General features: G+C 72.2%; 13 protein-coding genes. 5 read left to right on the forward strand and 8 right to left on the reverse strand.

What is annotated here, in order from left to right; translation table 11 throughout:
* Positions 1–4: 4 nt before the first annotated feature.
* The 4 genes from lpdA to AB5J49_RS03925 form a co-directional block, all read right to left on the reverse strand.
* A complete protein-coding gene (lpdA, locus tag AB5J49_RS03910) occupies positions 5–1,417 on the reverse strand; it encodes a dihydrolipoyl dehydrogenase (protein WP_369167061.1) in 1,413 nt (470 codons plus the stop codon).
* Positions 1,418–1,612: 195 nt separating this feature from the next.
* Entirely contained in the window at positions 1,613–2,518 is a 906-nt protein-coding gene (locus AB5J49_RS03915) for a hypothetical protein (RefSeq protein WP_369167062.1), read from the reverse strand.
* A gap of 129 nt (positions 2,519–2,647) precedes the next feature.
* A complete protein-coding gene (locus tag AB5J49_RS03920; protein ID WP_369167063.1) occupies positions 2,648–5,818 on the reverse strand; it encodes an amidohydrolase family protein in 3,171 nt (1,056 codons plus the stop codon).
* Between the two features lie 118 nt (positions 5,819–5,936).
* Positions 5,937–6,527 carry a hypothetical protein gene (locus AB5J49_RS03925; protein ID WP_369167064.1) on the reverse strand — a complete coding sequence of 197 codons (591 nt, stop codon included), beginning with the start codon at positions 6,525–6,527 and terminating at the stop codon, positions 5,937–5,939.
* Positions 6,528–6,683: 156 nt separating this feature from the next.
* Here AB5J49_RS03925 and AB5J49_RS03930 point away from each other — a divergent pair, with 156 nt between their 5' ends.
* Both AB5J49_RS03930 and AB5J49_RS03935 read left to right on the forward strand, forming a co-directional pair.
* Positions 6,684–7,985 (forward strand): sensor histidine kinase, encoded by a 1,302-nt coding sequence (locus tag AB5J49_RS03930; protein ID WP_369167065.1) that lies wholly within the window; start codon positions 6,684–6,686, stop codon positions 7,983–7,985.
* Positions 7,982–8,584: a DNA-binding response regulator gene (locus AB5J49_RS03935; protein WP_369167066.1), complete on the forward strand. Its 603-nt coding sequence runs from the start codon at positions 7,982–7,984 to the stop codon at positions 8,582–8,584. The genes AB5J49_RS03930 and AB5J49_RS03935 overlap by 4 nt, the downstream gene beginning before the upstream one ends.
* 69 nt (positions 8,585–8,653) lie before the next feature.
* Here AB5J49_RS03935 and AB5J49_RS03940 read toward each other — a convergent pair whose 3' ends face one another.
* The gene (locus AB5J49_RS03940; RefSeq protein WP_369167067.1) at positions 8,654–9,112 is read right to left on the reverse strand and encodes a helix-turn-helix domain-containing protein; all 459 of its coding nucleotides are present in this window, start codon (positions 9,110–9,112) and stop codon (positions 8,654–8,656) included.
* 80 nt (positions 9,113–9,192) lie between these two features.
* Here AB5J49_RS03940 and AB5J49_RS03945 point away from each other — a divergent pair, with 80 nt between their 5' ends.
* From AB5J49_RS03945 to AB5J49_RS03955, 3 genes are all read left to right on the forward strand, one after another.
* Complete coding sequence (locus AB5J49_RS03945; protein ID WP_369167068.1) at positions 9,193–10,038, forward strand: class I SAM-dependent methyltransferase; 846 nt, start codon at positions 9,193–9,195, stop codon at positions 10,036–10,038.
* A gap of 89 nt (positions 10,039–10,127) precedes the next feature.
* Positions 10,128–10,838, forward strand: a complete 711-nt coding sequence (locus tag AB5J49_RS03950) for a ThuA domain-containing protein (protein WP_369167069.1) — start codon at positions 10,128–10,130, stop codon at positions 10,836–10,838.
* Positions 10,808–11,920, forward strand: a complete 1,113-nt coding sequence (locus AB5J49_RS03955) for a Gfo/Idh/MocA family protein (RefSeq protein WP_369167070.1) — start codon at positions 10,808–10,810, stop codon at positions 11,918–11,920. Before AB5J49_RS03950 ends, AB5J49_RS03955 begins: the two co-directional genes overlap by 31 nt.
* A gap of 21 nt (positions 11,921–11,941) precedes the next feature.
* On the opposite strand, the gene AB5J49_RS03960 is transcribed toward AB5J49_RS03955, so the two are convergent.
* From AB5J49_RS03960 to AB5J49_RS03970, 3 genes are all read right to left on the reverse strand, one after another.
* Positions 11,942–13,420: a glutamate--cysteine ligase gene (locus AB5J49_RS03960; protein ID WP_369167071.1), complete on the reverse strand. Its 1,479-nt coding sequence runs from the start codon at positions 13,418–13,420 to the stop codon at positions 11,942–11,944.
* A gap of 93 nt (positions 13,421–13,513) precedes the next feature.
* A complete protein-coding gene (locus tag AB5J49_RS03965) occupies positions 13,514–14,641 on the reverse strand; it encodes a sugar ABC transporter substrate-binding protein (RefSeq protein WP_369167072.1) in 1,128 nt (375 codons plus the stop codon).
* Positions 14,638–17,172, reverse strand: coding sequence for a SpoIIE family protein phosphatase (locus AB5J49_RS03970; protein WP_369167073.1), 2,535 nt, complete (start codon positions 17,170–17,172; stop codon positions 14,638–14,640). The genes AB5J49_RS03965 and AB5J49_RS03970 overlap by 4 nt, the downstream gene beginning before the upstream one ends.
* Positions 17,173–17,368: the final 196 nt, after the last annotated feature.

The raw sequence follows: 17,368 nt of genomic DNA on the forward strand, positions 1-17,368 counted from the left end.
ACGGTCAGAAGTTGATCATGTGACCGGCGAGGCCGTGCACCGCTTCCTTGACCGCCTCGCCGAGGGTCGGGTGGGCATGGACGTTGCGGGCGATCTCGTGGACGGTCAGGTCCCACTGCTGGGCCAGCGTCAGCTCGGGCAGCAGCTCGGTGACGTCCGGGCCGATGAGGTGGGCGCCGATGAGTTCGCCGTGGGTGTCATCGCTGATCAGCTTCACGAAGCCGGTCGCGTCGCCGAGCCCGTGGGACTTGCCGTTCGCGGTGAAGGGGAACTTGGCCACCTTGACGTCGTGGCCGAGCTCGCGGGCCTGGGCCTCGGTGTAGCCGAAGCTGGCGATCTGCGGCTGGCAGTAGGTGGCGCGCGGGATCATCACATAGTCCAGCTCCATCGTCTCGGCGTCGGCGATGGTCTCGGCGGCGATGATGCCCATCGCCTCGGCCGCGTGCGCGAGCATCAGCTTCGCCGTCACGTCGCCGATGGCGAAGAGGTGCGGGACCGAGGTGCGGCAGCGGCCGTCGACCTCGATCGCGCCGCGTTCGGTGACGGTCACGCCGGTCTTGTCCAAGCCGTAGCCCTCGATGTTCGGCTGGAAGCCGATCGCCTGGAGCACCTTGTCGGCCTCCAGGACCTGCTGGGTGCCGTCCTTGCCGGTGACGGTGACGCGCACCTGCTCGCCGGACTCGTCCACGGCGTCGACCCGGGTGGAGGTCAGCACGTCGATGCCCAACCGGCGGTACTGCTTGGCCAGTTCGGCGGAGACCTCGGCGTCCTCCAGCGGGGCCATCCGGTCCAGGAACTCGACGATGGTGACCTTCACGCCGTAGTTGTGGAGCACATAGGCGAACTCGACGCCGATCGCGCCGGCGCCCGCGATGACGATCGACCGCGGCAGCTCCTCGGCCAGGATCTGCTCCTCGAACGTCACCACGCGCGCGCTGCGCCGGGTGCCGGGAAGCAGCTTGGGCGTGGCGCCGGTGGCGATGATGCACTGGTCGAAGCCGATGGTGCGGGTCTCCCCGTCGTAGCCCGCCACCTGGAGGGTGTGCGGGTCGAGGAAGGTGCCGCGGCCGTCGATCTCGGTGATCTTGTTCTTCTTCATCAGGTAGTGGACGCCCTTGACCCGGCCGTCCGCGACCTTGCGGCTGCGGCGGAACGCCTCGCCGAAGTCGAAGGTGACCTGCCCGTCCACCTTGATGCCGAAGGTCTTCGCCTCGCGCGTGAAGATGTGCGCCAGCTCGGCGTTGCGCAGCAGTGCCTTGCTGGGGATGCAGCCCACGTTCAGACAGACGCCGCCCCAGTACTTCTCCTCCACGACCGCCACCCGCTTGCCCAACTGGGCGGCGCGGATGGCGGCGACATAGCCGCCGGGGCCCGCTCCGAGGACCACGACATCGAAGCGCTCGTCCTGCTCGACCATGGACTGTTCCTTCCTGAGGGCGACGTCCCGCTCTGCTGGTGCCGTGCGCTGCCAGGTTCTGGCATGCGGCTTCTTCCAGCATGACCGCATCCGCGAAGTTGTGTGCGGATGCGGGAGGGTGACGACGATCTCAGGTGGCGTGCGCTCCGGTGGTCGGGGTCAGCTCCCCGGCGTGGTCATCGGCTCCCCGCGTGGTCAGCCGAGGCACACGAGGTTGAGCACGCAGAGCTGCGCCGGTGAGGTCTCCTCCGGTGCGGGGCTCGTCGGTGACGTGGCCGTGCCGGAGCCGGAGTCGGAGCCGGTGTCCGAGCCTTCGGTTGCCGCAGGGGCCGGTGTCTGCTGCTGCTCGGCCGCCGTACCGCTGCTGTCGCCGGCGGTGGTTCCCCCGGATGCCGGTGTCAGAGCCTGCGACTGCGACTGCGGGGTCGACGGCGCCGTCGGAGTGGGAGCCGCGGCGGCGTCCGGTCGGGTGACCTGGGGCGCGGTGCGCTGGTCGGGCACGGCCTGCGAACGCGAGGCGTCGGTCGGGGTCAGATGCGAAGGAGTTGTGGTGCTGGTGTGCGGGGACCGGTGCGTGTCCTGCGGAGTGGACACCGGACGGGTGAGCTCGGTGGCCTGCTGCTCCGCGGCCACCGTGTTGGGGTTCTCCGGCGCGGTGGCCGCCAGGGCCTTGTCGGCGGCCCCCCGGTCCATCGCCGAGACGGTCAGACCGCCGCCGACGAGTGCCACGGCGGTCGCCACCACGGCCCGGCGCTGGTTCTTCTTCCAGCGGGCCCGTTGGCGACGCCGCGCCGCCCGGCCCTGCGGGGCGGCGGGGACGCCGTCCACGTCGGCGGCCGGGGCGATGGGCGCCGTCTCTTCCATGACTGCCGGCGGGGCCATGCCGGCCGGCGGGGCCGCCTCGTCCCGGAAATAGCCGTCGTACCAGGCGTCGTCGGCGGGAGCCTCCCACGCCGTCGTCACGGTCGCCGCCGCACCCGGCAGAGCCGACACGGTGGAGCCCGCTGCCGCGGAGGGAGCGATGTCCGGGGCGTAGGCGCCGCACCCGGGGCACACGAGGGCCCCGTTGAGATGCCGACGGCACGAGGAGCAGTAGTCCATCTGCGGTCTTTCCGTTAGCGCGCGTGATCGAATGGCCAGAACGCTAACGAGGCTTTGGACAGGCTGTGTGCAGCCGGAGTGATGCTCCTGCGCAGATGTGCCAGTAAGTGTGTGTGAACCGTGCCCCGCTCAGAGGTCACAGCACCCCTCACGGCGCATACGGCGGCTCACCTCCAGCCACTCCTCGGTCGCGTTTCGCTCGGTGCCGCTGTCGAAGGCGTCGACCAGATCCGCCTGTTCGAAGAGGACGCCACCGCGAAGGACCGCCGCGGTGCGGATCAGCGCGGCGAAGTCGGTGAACGGGTCGCCGTCCACGACCGTGAGGTCGGCGAGCTTGCCCTCCTCCACCGTGCCCAGGTCGGCGTCGGCACCGAAGACGCGCGCGGGCAGCAGCGTGGCGGTGCGCAGGGCCTCGGCCGGTGACAGTCCGGCACGGTGCAGGGCGCGCAGGGCCAGATGCAGGTGCAGCCCCACGGGGACGAGCGGCTGGTCGGTGCCGAGCGCGACCAGGCCGCCGCCCGCGAGGATCCGGCAGTAGACGTCCATCTCGCGTGCCAGCGTGGCGAGTTGGGCATCGGTGGGCGGCTGTCCTGCCTGCTGGCGTACGAGCGCGGTGTCCCACGGCGGCATCAGCGCGGTGACCCGCGGGTCGTCCGCGAGCGCGGGGTCGGCGCCGAGCAGGGACAGCGCGGTGAACGGGGTGGCGACCAGGTGGAAGTCGGTGGCGGTGTAGATCTCCTCGACGTCCTGGCAGGCGCGCCCCGTCGCGGAGGTGGCGTGCCCGAACTCCAGCCGCTGCGTGGCCTGCAGATGGGTCGTCAGGTCCTGGCCCAACTGCACACCCGGGGTGCACAGATGGCTGCCGCTGCGTACGCCGAGCCGCTGGTGCCCGAAGTCCGCGGCCTCCTTCATCACCCAGCCCGGGGCTCGTACGTACGTCTTCACGAAGTCCCAGTCCAGCGCAGCCCCGCGCGCCAGCGAGCGGTGCAGGCCCTCGCGGGTGCGGTGGGCGCGGCCCATGCTGTACGCGACCCGCGCCCCGTCGAGGAGTTCGCCGGTGGTCAGCAGCCGGGGTCCGGCAAGAGCACCGGCGGCGACCGCCTCCCGGATGCGGGCCTGCTCGTAGGCGAAGCCGCCCAGCGAGACGGCCGTCGTGATGCCGTACGCGAGTTGCAGCGCGGTCTGGCGGCCGCCGTACGTGGTCTGCCAGGGGTGGGTGTGCGCGTCCCACAGGCCCGGGATCACGGTGCGCTCGCTCGCGTCGACGCGGTGTGCGGCCGGGCGGCCGGTGCGGTGCGGGGACACCTCCGCGACACGGCCGTCGCGGATCACGACGTCGATGTCCTCGCGGACCTCCGGCCCGGTGCCGTCCCAGAAGCGGCCCGCGTGCACGACCGTGTCCGCCGGGCATGGTCTGCGGTAGTCCAGCGGGACGCGGACGGTACGGGTCCTGCCGCTGCCGACGTCCATCAGGCGCAGGGCCCCCGCGGAGAGGTAGAGCAGGGTGCGGCCGTCGGCGGACCAGGACGGGTGGTCGGCGGGTTCGGTGGTGAGCCGGCGGGGCTCGCCGTCCGGGGTGCCGTCGGCACGGACCGGCAGCAGCCACAGTGCCGACTCGGCGATCACGGCCATCCAGCGACCGTCCGGGGACCACACGGGGCCGGAGTCGTAGCGGTCGGAGAGCGAGGTGTGGGGAGCGAGGGCGTGCAGGGCGGCCCTCGCGGTGGTCGTGTCCACGACGCGGATGAGGTTGTAGCCCTCACGGAAGCGCTGGTTGAGGCGGTTGCGGTCGCACAGCGCCACATACCGGCCGTCGGGCGACCAACTGGGGCGGCCGGGCAGCCCACCCGCGCCGAGCGGTGCGGCGAGCACGTGTTCGGTGCCGTCGTTCAGGTCGCGCACCACGAGGTTGCCGGACATGTCCAGGCAGGCCAGCCGCGTCCCGTCGGGCGACAGCGCGGGGAAGACACGGCCGCCCTCGGCGAGCACGGTCTCCTCGCCGGAGTCGAGTTCGCGGCGTCGCACGGCGAACAGTCCGTCGCGGTCGTCGGCGTACACCAGTGCCCTGCCGTCGGGCGTCCAGGTCGGGACCAACACATAGCGGGTGGTGGGGACTTGCAGGACCTTGCGGGGTGTGCGGCCCCCTTTCGTGCCGGCGGTCCACAGCGCGTTGAGCGCGGCGAAGGCGACACTGCGGCCGTCCGGTGACAGGGCGGGCAGGTGCAGCGCGCGGACGGGGCGGGTGCCGGCGCCGTCGAAGTCGTACGCCTTCGCGCGGTAGCGGGGGCGGTGCACGGGCAGCGTGGCCGTGAACGGGATCTCCTCGGCGCTGCCCGGTGCGTCCGGATCGACCAGGCGGAAGTGTCCGTCGACCGTCAGGAGCAGCCGCTCGCCGTCCGTCCAGCGAGGCGGCGCGGGGAGGACGTCGCCCTGCACGGCGACCGGTTTCCCGTCCACCACGAGCGCGCACGAGGCCGTGGGCGAGGCTGTGGTGCGCAGGTGGGCGAGGCGCCCGGTGGGCGAGACGGCGGGAGTCATGAGCTGGGCGCCGGAGTCGTCGGTGCGCTCCGTGGTGACCGGGCCCGAGCCGTCGGCGGCCACCGACGCGATGGTGGTCGCGCGCAGTGTGCCCGTCTCGGTGACGGCGGCCCGCACGAAGAGCACCCGCTCGCCGTCCGCCGACCACGCCGGGTCGAAGTCCTCCCAGCGGCCGTCCTGCCCGGGACCCTGCTGCCCGGGGTGCCCGGTGAGCCGGGTCGGCGTGCCGGTGCGTACGTCCACGACCCAGATGCGGTACGGGGCTCCCGTCACGCTGTCGCCGCCGCGCTCGGAGGCGAACGCGATCCGGGTGCCGTCCGGCGACCAGGCCGGGCCCCGGTCGTCCCACGGTCCGTCGGTGAGCTGCCGCAGGCCGGAGCCGTCGGGCCGCAGCGTCCAGAGGTGGAAGCCTCCGCCGCGGTAGGCGCACACGACGAGACGGCTGCCGTCGGGCGAGAACTGCGGGCGGGTGGGTTCGAGGCCGGGCGGGGTCAGCGGGAGGGCGGTGCCGCCCTTGCGCGGGACGGACCAGAGCACGTTCTGGATCTCGGCGACCAGCCGGTCACCGGACGGGGCGAGGGTCGCGGAACCGCCGGTGGCGGCGGTGAAGGAGAGGGTGATGGTCGTACCGGAGGCGGCGGCCGCGTGCGGCGCACCGGCGGTGGCGAGACCCGTGGCGGTGGCGGTGGCGGTCACCTGGAGGAATCTGCGGCGGGAGAGCGGGCCGAAACGGAGGGCGCCGGGGGTGTCTTCGGTGTCCAAGGGGGCTCCCAGTGCACGGAGTTGGCGGTCGGACAGGAGAGACCACTGGGGGCAACGTACGGGGCGGAGCCCGGTTACGGGCCCCGCCCCGGCGCTTCTCGGCCGTTCTTCGGGCCGGCTAGACCAGAAAGAGCAGTTGGACGGCGACGAGTACGTCGATGACACCGCACCACTCGGCGAACGTACGGGAGACGACCTTGTCGAGCCTCAGGTGCACGAAGTCCCACACCCCGTGGAAGAACCAGCCCGCGGCCACCAGAAAGCGGCCCAGGTCCGGGTCCACCGCCAGCCCGGCCAGCGCGAGCCCGCCGAAGACGAGCGCGCCGGCGGCCTGGACCCCGAGTCCGGCCCGGCCGTGCGGAGTTCCGCGGACGGCGCCCCAGAGGAGGACGGCCAGGGCGAGGGCGACCAGGACCGTCGACGGAGCGACCACGTCCTGCAGGGGCAGCGCGAACACGGCCACCAGCCCGGCCCCGAGCACCGGCCAGGTGGCCTGCGGCTTTCCGATCTGATGCACGACCAGGTAGATCAGAGGCAGCAACGGCAGGATCTCCCCGAAGCCGCCCACGGCGTCGGCCACGTCCTCGGAGCCGGATGCGATCACGTTGAGGGTGACGACCACGACGGCCAGGGCCGTGGGCCAGCGCCGCTTGAGCACGGAAGCCGGGTGCGGGCGGTCCGCCGTCGGGTGAGTGTGGGGTGCCTGCATGACGGCTCTCCTTCGGTACCGGGGCGGGGTATCCGCCGACATCTCCAGGCTGGACCTGGGCGAAGTCCGCCCGTAGTGCCGAATCCCCATGCGCGGGCGTGGAGTTGTCACGTCCTCGGATGACATTTGTCATGCGCCCTGGGCCACAATGACCGGGTGGGGGACGGAGCGATCGATCGCGGGGCGGCCGGGCTGACGAGCCTGCGCCGCTACACGTGGTGGACCGTGCCGGGCATGACCGCGGGTGTGCTGGCCGTCTTCGTCGGCGCGTGGGTCCTCGACGGCGACGTCCCGCTGTGGGCCCGCGTCCCGGCCGCCGCCGCGCTGACGGTCGAGGTGGGGGCGAGCGTCGTACTGCTGAGCCGGCGGCTGGCGCTCCTGCCGGTGACCGACGCGCCCCCCGACGGACCGCCCGCGGGCCTGCTGATCGCCGCCGCAGGGGCCGCAGTCGTGCTGGCGGCACTCCCCCTCGCCCTGCGCGACTACGGGCTGTGGCCGGTCGCGCCCGCCCTGGTGGTGGCGCTCCTCGCGACGTACCTCCCACCGCACCGCAGGCGGCTGCTGATCGCGGGCGCCGTGGCCCTCGCACCGCTGCCCGGGGGCCTGGCAAGCCTGGTCGCGGAGGACGGGGAGTTGGCGTACGCCGCGCTGTTCCCGGCCGGGCTGGTTGCCTTCACGGCCTGGGTGACACTCGGCCCGCTGTGGGCCTGGGACACGGCACGGCGACTGGACGAGGCGCGGCGACTGGAAGCGGAGCTGGCGGTCAAGGAGGAACGGCTGCGGTTCGCCGCCGACCTGCACGACATCCAAGGCCATCACCTCCAAGTGATCGCTCTGAAGGGCGAATTGGCGGCGCGGCTCGTCGAGCTGGACCCGGCGCGTGCCGCCGCGGAGTTGAAGGAGATACGGCGGCTGGCGGCGGACACCCTCAGCGACACCCGGGCCGTGGTGCAGGGGTACCGCCGAACGACCCTGGAGGACGAGATCACCAACGCGACGCGGGTGCTGGCCGCCGCCGACATCGACGCGCGGATGGCCGTCGACCCCGGTGCCGCGGCCGCCCGCCTCACGGACTCCGCCCGCCACCTCCTCGGTCTGGTGATGCGGGAGGCCACCACCAACGTGCTCCGGCACAGCCGGGCCGGGCGCGCCGAGGTCGACTACCGGATCGCCGGCGGTTTCGCCCGCCTGCGGGTGAGCAATGATGGCGCCGAGGAGCATCCCGCCGCCCTGGAGGGCACGGGCCTGCGCGCCCTCGCCGAGCGGCTGGAGGCGGCCGGCGGCGAGCTGACCTGGACCCACGACGGTGACCGCTTCGAGGTCGCGGCGGCGCTTCCGGCGAACCCACCGGGGTCCACGGGGCCGCCAGGGTTGACGGGGTCAATGGGGCCCACGGGGCCGACGGAAGCGCAGGAATCGCCGCAATCGCCGAACCCCGCGGACGGAGCCGCCCGATGATCCGCCTGCTGATCGCCGACGACGAGGACCTGCTCAGAAGCGCCCTGGCCGCCCTGCTCGCGCTGGAGCCGGACCTCACCGTCGTCGCCGAGGCGGCCACCTCCACCGAGGCGGTACGGCTGGCCCGTGCGCACCGCCCCGACATCGCCGTCCTCGACCTGGAGATGCCGCCCACCGACGGGCTGCGCGCCGCCGAGGAGATCCGGGCCGAACTGGCCACGCAGATCGTCATGGTGACGCGGCACGCCCGACCCGCCGTGCTGCGCCGGGCGCTGGCCGCAGGCGTACGCGGCTTCGTCCCCAAGACGACCCAGGCGGCCCGACTGGCCGAGATCATCCGTGACATCGCCGACGGCCGACGCTACGTCGACCCGGACATCGCGGCCTCCGCGCTGACCGAGGACGACTGTCCCCTCACCGACCGCGAACTTCAGGTCCTGCGCGCCGCCCGCACCGGCGCGTCGATCGCCGAGATCGCCACCGACGTCCACCTCGCCCCCGGCACGGTCCGCAACTACCTCTCCGCCGCCATGTCCAAGCTCGGCACCCCGACCCGGCATGCGGCCGCCCACCGTGCCTGGGAGCAGGGCTGGATCTAGGCCGGATTCTCGGCCGGTTCTTCGCCCGGTTCTCGCCGGGACCGGCACCCCGCTCCCTCACCCGAGGTTTCACGGCCGCCCGGGAGCCAGCGGCTTCACGGCGGCCCCCGGAGCCCGCCTCCTCGGCACCGCCACGGCGCCGGACGCCGCGGCCTCGATGAGGCGGCGGAAGGTGGGGCACTCCATGTGGCTCGGCGCGGGGCAGGCCGCGGCGTGGTGCAGGGAGTCGCGCAGGACGCCCAGTTCGCGGATCCTTCGGTCCAGTTCCTCCGCCTTGGCCGCGAGCATCTGCCGGTCGATGCGGGGCTGTCCGTCCGGTGCGAACATGTGCGCGATCTCGTCGAGCGAGAAGCCGGCGGTCCGGCCCATCGCGATCAGCGCCAGGCGCTCCAGCACGCCGGGGTCGTACTGACGGCGCAGCCCTCGCCTGCCGGTGGAGGCGATCAGCCCCTTTTCCTCGTAGTACCGCAGCGTCGAGGCGGGTACCCCCGCGCGCTGCGCCACCTCAGCGATGTCCAGGTGTGTCATCCGCTTGACCTCAAGTCGACTTGAAGTAGCACGCTGTCATCAAGGCCCCAGGCACGCAAGCACAGGAGACGATCATGGGCATGGAGCGCGGAAGTGACGACGAGCAGGCGGCCCGCTGGAACGGGCCCGGCGGACACGCCTGGGTCGAGGCACAGGCGGTGTTGGACGAGGTACTGAGGCCGTTCGAGGATCTCCTCCTCGAAGCGGTGGCCGCAGAGCACGCGGAACACGTGCTCGATGTCGGCTGCGGCACCGGCGGCACCACGGTGGCCGTCGCGCGACGGCTCGGTCCGGCGGGTCACTGCGTCGGCGTCGACATCTCCGAAACGATGATCACCGCCGCGCGGGCACGCGCCGAGCGGGAGGGCACCCCGGTGTCCTTCATCCGCGCCGACGCACAAGAGCACGTCTTCGAACCCGCCTCCTTCGACCTCGTCATCTCGCGTTTCGGCGTCATGTTCTTCAACGACCCGGTCCAGGCCTTCGCCAATCTTCGGCGCGCCGCCAGGGACGAGGCCGGACTCCGCTTCGTCACCTGGCGTGGCCCCGCGGAGAATCCGTTCATGACGACGGCCGAGCGCGCCGCGGCACCGATCCTGCCGAACCTCCCCGCGCGCCGGTCGGACGGGCCGGGACAGTTCGCGTTCGCGGACTCGGACCGGGTCCGCCGCGTCCTGGAGGAGAGCGGGTGGTCCGGGATCGACATCCGGCCGATCGACGTGACCTGCGCGCTCCCCGAGCGGGAGCTGGTCGGTTACTTCACCCGGCTCGGCCCCGTCGGTCAGGTGCTGCCCGAAGCGGACGAGCAGACCCGCGCAAGGGTCGTCGAAACGGTCCGCGCCGCGTTCGAACCGTATGTGCAGGGCTCGGAAGTCCGTTTCACCGCGGCCTGTTGGACGGTCGGCGCCAAGGCGAAACTTTCGTGATCCCGGCACCCCTTCCGGTGCGCGGGGCGCCCGGCGCATAGTGAGGGAGCGGTTCTACGGGTCGGCCACTGGAACGGTGATTCAACGAGATGACGCGGAAGAACGCCCTGGTGGTCCGAGGCGGCTGGGAGGGGCACCGGCCGGTCGAGGCCACGGAGCTGTTCCTGCCCTTCCTGCGCGGCAGCGGATACGCCGTCCGGGTCGAGGAGTCGACCGACGTCTACGCAGACAGCGCCGCGATGGCCGGCATCGATCTCGTCGTGCAGTGCGTCACGATGTCGCAGATCACCGCCGAGCAGCTGGCGGGGCTGAGCGCGGCGGTCGTGGCCGGTACCGGCTTCACCGGCTGGCACGGCGGCATCGCCGACTCGTTCCGCGCCTCCTCCGACTATCTCCACCTGGTGGGAGGGCAGTTCGCGACCCATCCGGGCAAGGAGCCGTGTGAACGCCAGGGCGCCCAGGAGGACAACTACCTGCCGCACGTCATCAACATCACGGAGTTGGGCCGCGAGCACCCGATCACAGCGGGCATCGAGGACTTCGAGCTGCACACCGAGCAGTACTGGGTGCTCCACGACGACCTGATCGACGTGCTGGCCACCACCACCCATCCCGCCCGGCCGTGGCAGCCCTGGCACCGGCCGGTCACGTCACCGGCGGTCTGGACCCGCCGGTGGGGTGCCGGACGCGTCATGGTGGCGACTCCCGGGCACAGCCTGGACGTGCTGGAGAACCCGAACGTGCGCACCGTCATCGAGAGGGGCATGCTGTGGGCGACGCGCACCGCATCGGCGTCGTAGGGCTCGGCGTCATCTCCCGCGCGTACCTGGACACGCTCGTCGGCCATCCCGCCGTACGCGTCACCGCGGTCGCCGACCTCGACGCCTCCCGGTCGGCCGCGGTCGCCGCCGAACTGCCCGGCGTCCGGGCGCTGAGCGTCGAGGAGTTGCTGAGCAGCCCCGACGTGGACACGGTGGTGAACCTCACCGTCCCCGCGGCCCACGCGGAGATCGCCCTCGGCGCCATCGGCCACGGCAAGAACGTCTACGGCGAGAAGCCGCTGGCCGCCGACCTCGCCGACGCGCACGCCGTGATGGAGGCCGCGGCGAAGGCAGGGGTCGGCGTGGGATGCGCGCCGGACACCGTCCTGGGCACCGGCATCCAGACGGCTCGCGCGGCCGTGGAGGCGGGGAGCGTCGGACGCCCCCAGTTCGCCTCGGCGGTGATGGTCACGCCGGGGCACGAACGCTGGCATCCTCACCCCGACTTCTACTACACCGCCGGGGGTGGCCCGCTGCTGGACATGGGCCCGTACTATCTCGCGTCCTTGATCCACCTGCTCGGTCCGGTGCGTGCCGTGATCGGGGCGGGCGGGCGGCTGCGCGGCGAGCGCGTCATCGGTTCCGGGCCGCGTGCGGGCGAGCGGATCCCGGTCGAGGTGGACACCCATGTATCCGGCGTGCTCGAGCATATGGGCGGGACGCTGACGACGATCACGACGAGCTTCGACGGCGTGGCCACCACAGCCGCGCCGATCGAGGTCCACGGCGACGCGGGCACCCTCACGGTGCCGGATCCGAACCACTTCGACGGTGAGGTACGGCTCTTCGAACTCGGCGCGACGCAATGGCGCACGCTCCCGCCCTCGGCGGGCTACGTCGACGGCGCACGGGGCGTCGGCCTGCTCGACTTCGTCGCCGCCGGCGCACAGCGGGCGCCGCGCGCGAACGGCGCTCTCGCCCTGCATGTGCTGGAGACGATGAGCGCCCTCCTGCGCTCGTCGGCCGAGGGGCGCCGTATCGAGCTGACGACCTCGGCACAGCGGCCCGTTCCCGTTCCGCTGACGGCTGCGCGGGACTGGAGGGGACCCGCCGCCGGCTGACCCGCGTCGCAGTGCGCGGAGTCAGTCCACGGGCCACGTGTGCGCGGGCGCGTTCAGGTGCATGTAGTCCATGTACGCCGTGGTCATCTGCCGCAGCGCCTCCCGCCGGTCGGCGGTGCCGCCCTTCTCCAGGTGGTGGACCGTCTCCGCCTGCCACAGGGCGCCGTTGCGGGCGGTGACGCAGCGCTGCTCGATGATGCCCAGCAGGGGTTCGCGCCACGCCGCGTCGATGCCGGCCAGCTCCAGACCCCGGTGGGCCAGGGGCAGCAGTCGCCGCAACACCAGTTCCGTGACCGGCACTTCGCCCATGCCGGGCCAGTACAGGCGGGCGTCGATGCCGTCGCGGGCCGCGGTGTGGAGGTTTTCCTCGGCGACCGAGAAGGACATCCGCGTCCAGACCGGCCGGTCCTCGTCGACCAGGGCGCGGGTCAGGCCGTAGTAGAAGGCGCCGTTGGCGATGATGTCCGCCACCGTGGGGCCGGCGGGCAGGACCCGGTTCTCGATGCGCAGATGCGGCCCGCTGCCGGTGACGGCGTAGACGGGGCGGTTCCAGCGGTAGATCGTGCCGTTGTGCAGGGTCAGTTCGCCCAGTTGCGGAATGCCGCCATGGTCGAGCATCTCCTGCGGGTCCTCGTCGTCGCACAGCGGCAGCAGCGCCGGGTAGTAGCGCACGTTCTCCTCGAACAGGTCGAACACGCTGGTGATCCACCGCTCGCCGAACCACACACGAGGCCGTACGCCCTGGGCCTTGATCTCCTGCGGGCGGGTGTCGGTGGCCTGCTCGAACAGGGGGATGCGGGTCTCGCGCCACAGCTCCTTGCCGAAGAGGAAGGGCGAGTTCGCGGCCAGGGCGATCTGTACGCCCACGACGGCCTGGGCGGCGTTCCAGTAGTCCGCGAACTCCTTCGGTGAGACCTGGAGGTGGAACTGGGTGCTGGTGCAGGCGGCCTCGGGGGTGATGGTGTCGGCGTACGTCGACAGGCGCTCCACGCCGTCCACCGTGATCCGCAGGTCCTCGCCCCGGGCCGCGAAGATCTGCTCGTTGAGCAGCCGGTAGCGCGGATCGCCGGACAGGGCGGACTCGCCCACGTCCGCCTCCCCCAGGGTCGGCAGGATGCCGATCATGATCAGGTGCGCGCCCACGGCCGAGGCGCGTTCCTCCGCGTGGTTGAGCGCGTCGCGGATCGCCTGCTCCCACGCGCCGGGGCCACCCGTCGTCAGCTGCCGGGGCGGAATGTTGATCTCCAGGTTGAAGCGGCCCAGCTCGCTCGACCAGGCGGGATCGGCGATCGCCCGGAGGACGTCGGTGTTACGCATCGCCGGCAGGCCGTCGGCGTCCACCAGATTGAGCTCGATCTCCAGCCCGACCTGGGGGCGCTCGCTCTCGAACGTCGACTCGCGCAGCATCTGCGCCAGCACATCGAGGCAGGTGTGCATCTTCTCCCGGTAGCGGCGGCGGTCCTCCCGCGTGAACACCAGGGCCGGCACGTCACGTCCCATCGTGCCCTCCCGAGTTCCCTCGGCGGATACCTCTCGTCCCAGCGTCGCACCTCGGACGGCACCCCAACAGTCGGCGCACGGCCGTCGCCCCGCTCACCGGAGGAGTCCGGCCTTCTCGCAGGCGGCCCGGAGCTTCGCCACGCAGATCTGGTCGACGGTGTACACGCCGTCCTTGACGAGTGTCTGCTCGATGGAGTCGGCCGTGACCGCCGTCGGGGTGAGCAGGACGGAGGGGATGCGCTTGGTGGTGGGGCTGTCGGTGTTCGTCCTGGCGATGTCCCGGACGTCCTCGCCACGCCCCAGGGCGACGGCCATGGCGGCGGCCGCGGTGGCTTCCGCCCGGAACGGTTTGTACACCGTCATGTACTGCTCGCCCTTGACGATGCGCCGTACCGCGTCGAGGTCGGCGTCCTGACCGGTGATCGGGGGCATCTGCCGGACACCGGCGCTCTTGAGAGCGGTGATGACGCCCGCGGCTATGGAGTCGTTGGCCGCCAGGACACCGCCGATCCGCTCCGGGCTCAGAGCCGCTATGGCCGCGGCCATGTTGGTGTGGGCGTTCTCGGTGCTCCAGCCCAGGGTGTCGTACGACCTGCCGATCCTCACCTTGTTCTTGAGGACGGACAGCGCGCCGCTGCGGTACCACGCCGCGTTGGGGCTGGTGGGATCGCCGTTCATCATGACGACGTCGCGGGCATGCGCCTGGTCGCCCATGGCCTCGAGGAGGGCCTCGCCCTGGAGCCTGCCGACCTGTCCGCCGTCGAAGCTGACGAAGGCGGAGATCGGGCCTTCGGCGAGCCGGTCGTAGGCGACGACGGGAACGCCCGCCTTGCGGGCCTCCTGGATCGAGGAGCGCACCGCTCTGGTGTCGGCGGCGTCGAGGATCAGTACCCCGGCCCCCTTCGTGATCATGGAGGTCATCTGTTGCCGCTGCCTCGTCGCGTCGTTCTCGGCGTTGGCGTACAGCATGGTGCAGTCGGGGCACAGCTCCTTCAGCCGCTCCTCGATCAGCGGCTTGTCGGAGTGCTCCCAGCGGGGCACCGTGCGGCTCGGGAGCAGCAGGCCCACGGTGAAGCTGTCCGCGCCTGCCTTGCCGTCGTCCCCGCAGGCGGCCAGGGACACCGTCAGGAGTCCCGCGACGAGCGTTCCGATGACGCGCCGCACCCTGATGACGCGCCCCACACGGGTGACGCGCCGCGCACGGGTCGGCAGGATCCTCATGGCAGCCCCCCTCCTTCCGGTCGCGGCCCCGCGTCCGCCGGAGCCGGCTCGTGCCGCGGTACGGCGATCTCGCTCCACACCTGCTTGCCGCCGGCCACCGGCACGGAGCCGAAGGACTCGGACATCGCCTCGACCAGCAGGAGCCCTCGGCCGCCGGTCGACTCCCAGTCCACGATCACGGGCTTGGCGGGTGCGCGCGGCGAGGAGTCGCTCACGCTGACCCGTACCCGGCCGGCCCGGAGCGTCAGATCGACGCTGACCGGTCCCTGAGTGTGCACCAGGGCGTTGGTGACCAGTTCGGACACGACGAGCAGCACGGCATCGGTCACTTCCTCGACCTTCCACCGACGCAGGGTGCGCGCGGTGAAGCGGCGGGCGTGCATGACGGCGTCGGGCAGCCGCCACACCGCCCAACCGGCCCTGGTCGGCCGGGTCTTCATCCCGTCGTAGCGCAGCAGCAACAGGGCGACGTCGTCCTCACGGCGGCCTGCGTCGCCCAGCAGGGCGTGGGCCATCCGGCCCGGATCCGCCGGATCGGCCTCGGCGAGAGCGGCGGAGGTACGGCGCATCCCCTCGTCCAGGGGCAGGTCGGCGGACTCCACCAGGCCGTCGGTGACCAGGGCGAGCACGGTGCCGGGGGCCAGTGCGACCGAGGTCATGGGGAACTCCGCCTCCGCGAGAACGCCGAGCGGGAGCCCGCCCTCGACCTGGACCTCCTCGGTCCGGCCGTCGGGATGGCGGACCAGCGGTGCGAGGTGGCCGGCCCGGACGAACAGGGTGGTGCCCCCGTCCATGTCCAGTTCGGCATAGCAGCAGGTGGCGAAGAGATCGGTCTCCATGCCGACGAGGAGGCGATTGGCATGTGACATGACCACGTCGGGCGGGTGCCCCTCCACCGCGTACGCCCGGACCGCGGTACGCATCTGCCCCATGATCGTCGCGGCGCCGGCACTGTGCCCCTGTACGTCTCCGATGACCAGCGCCACCCGGTCCTCGGAGAGCGCGATCACGTCGTACCAGTCACCGCCCACCTGCAGCCCCCGCCTGGCCGGCAGATAGCGGGCGACCGCCATCCCGCCGGGCAGCTCGGGCAGGCGCCTGGGCAGCAGACTGCGCTGCAGCAGCGTGGCGAGCTCCTGCTCGGCGTCGTGTGCGTGGGCGCGCTTGAGGGCCTGGCCGACCAGTGCGGCGGTGGCCGTGAGCAGGGAGCGCTCCTCGGGCGCGAACTCGTGCGGCTGGTCCCAGCCGACCAGGCACACACCGGCGGGCCGGCCCTTGGCGGGAAGCGGCAGGACGGCCAGGCCTCCGGTACCGATACCCACGAGTCCGGGTTCGAAGGCCGTACCGGCGGGCCACAGGTCCGTACGTCCGTCCCGCAACGCCATCTGCAGGGTGGGCAGGGCGCTGACGGGAGCGTCCGGCCACTCCGAGCGCCACTGCGCGCGCCATGCCTCCGGCCAGGCGGCGGGCTGCGGCGGGTCGAGCATGGTGACGGTGAGCCGGTCGTCCCGCAGCTCGGCGAGGGCCACCCGGTCGGCGCCCAGCGGCTCACGCAGCGCGGCCACCACCACGCGGCCGACGTCACGGACCTCTGTGGCATCGTCGAGTGCGGCGGTCAGCCACTGGATCCTGGAGACGTCGTCGGCGCTCCGGCGCAGTACCGATGTCGCCGTCACCACGCCCAGCACCTGGTCCGGCCGGTCGTCGGCGCCCGCGACCAGCCGGCAGCTCAGGTTCAGCCAGCGCATCTCACCGGTGGGCCGGCGGACGCGGAACTCCAGCTCCCGTCGCCCGAACGCCGGGGTGGACGGCTCCAGGACCGGCATCAGCGCGTGCATGTCCTCGGGAAGGGCGTGCGCAAGCAGGGTGTCCGCCTTGCCGTCGAAGTCGTCGGGCGTGATGCCGACCAGTTCGAGGAGGGTGTCGTCGGCCTCGACCAGGCCGGTGTTCGGCACCAGGACGAAGGAGCCGACACGCAGACTCCGCAGGGCGAGGCCGAGCAGCGACGCCGGCGCGGGTCGGCCTTCGCCCGCCTGGAGCAGGCCGGCGACCGCGTCGGCGTACCGTTCGAGGAAGCGCCGGTGCTCGGCCTCGAAGCCGGTTCTGGCGGCGCCCACGACGACGAGGCAGCCCAGCCGCCTGCCGTCCGACCCGAGCGGCAGCGCGCCGAGCGACAGCTCCGCCCGTGACGGCATCGGCCCACCCTCGGGATAGGAGGCGAGTTCGGGAGGGTTCAGCCACAGGGGGCGGCCGGTGCGGAAGACGTAGGCCGCCGGTGAGCCACCGGACACGGGCAGACTCTCCGGCAGCCCGTACTCGGAGAGGGCGCAGCCGACCGTTTCCGTCAGCCGGAGCTCTTCTTCGCCCGCGCCGGGCACGTAGACGGCCACCAGCGCCGCTCCGGCGAACCTGAGGACCCGGTCTATCGCGGCGACCTCCGGTACCGGAGGCGGTGAACCGATGTCCGCGGCGCCGGCCTCGGACGCCCGCAGCTCGGGAAATCCGGCCCAGGAACGGCCGTCATGAGGCATGTCCGCTACCTACCTCCCGCCCATGCCACTGGTGCCGACATATGGAGATATAGGGGCACCCTCACACCAGAATCGCATAGGTGTGCAATCAGGACAGATGAAGGCTATTGCCTTCCCCGGCAGACCCGATCGCGGGCCGGCCCACCCCGTTCGCAGATCACCGCAGCCGGTGTCACACTGACGACGTGGTCGGACT

This window comes from Streptomyces sp. R28, assembly GCF_041052385.1.
Lineage (GTDB): Bacteria > Actinomycetota > Actinomycetes > Streptomycetales > Streptomycetaceae > Streptomyces.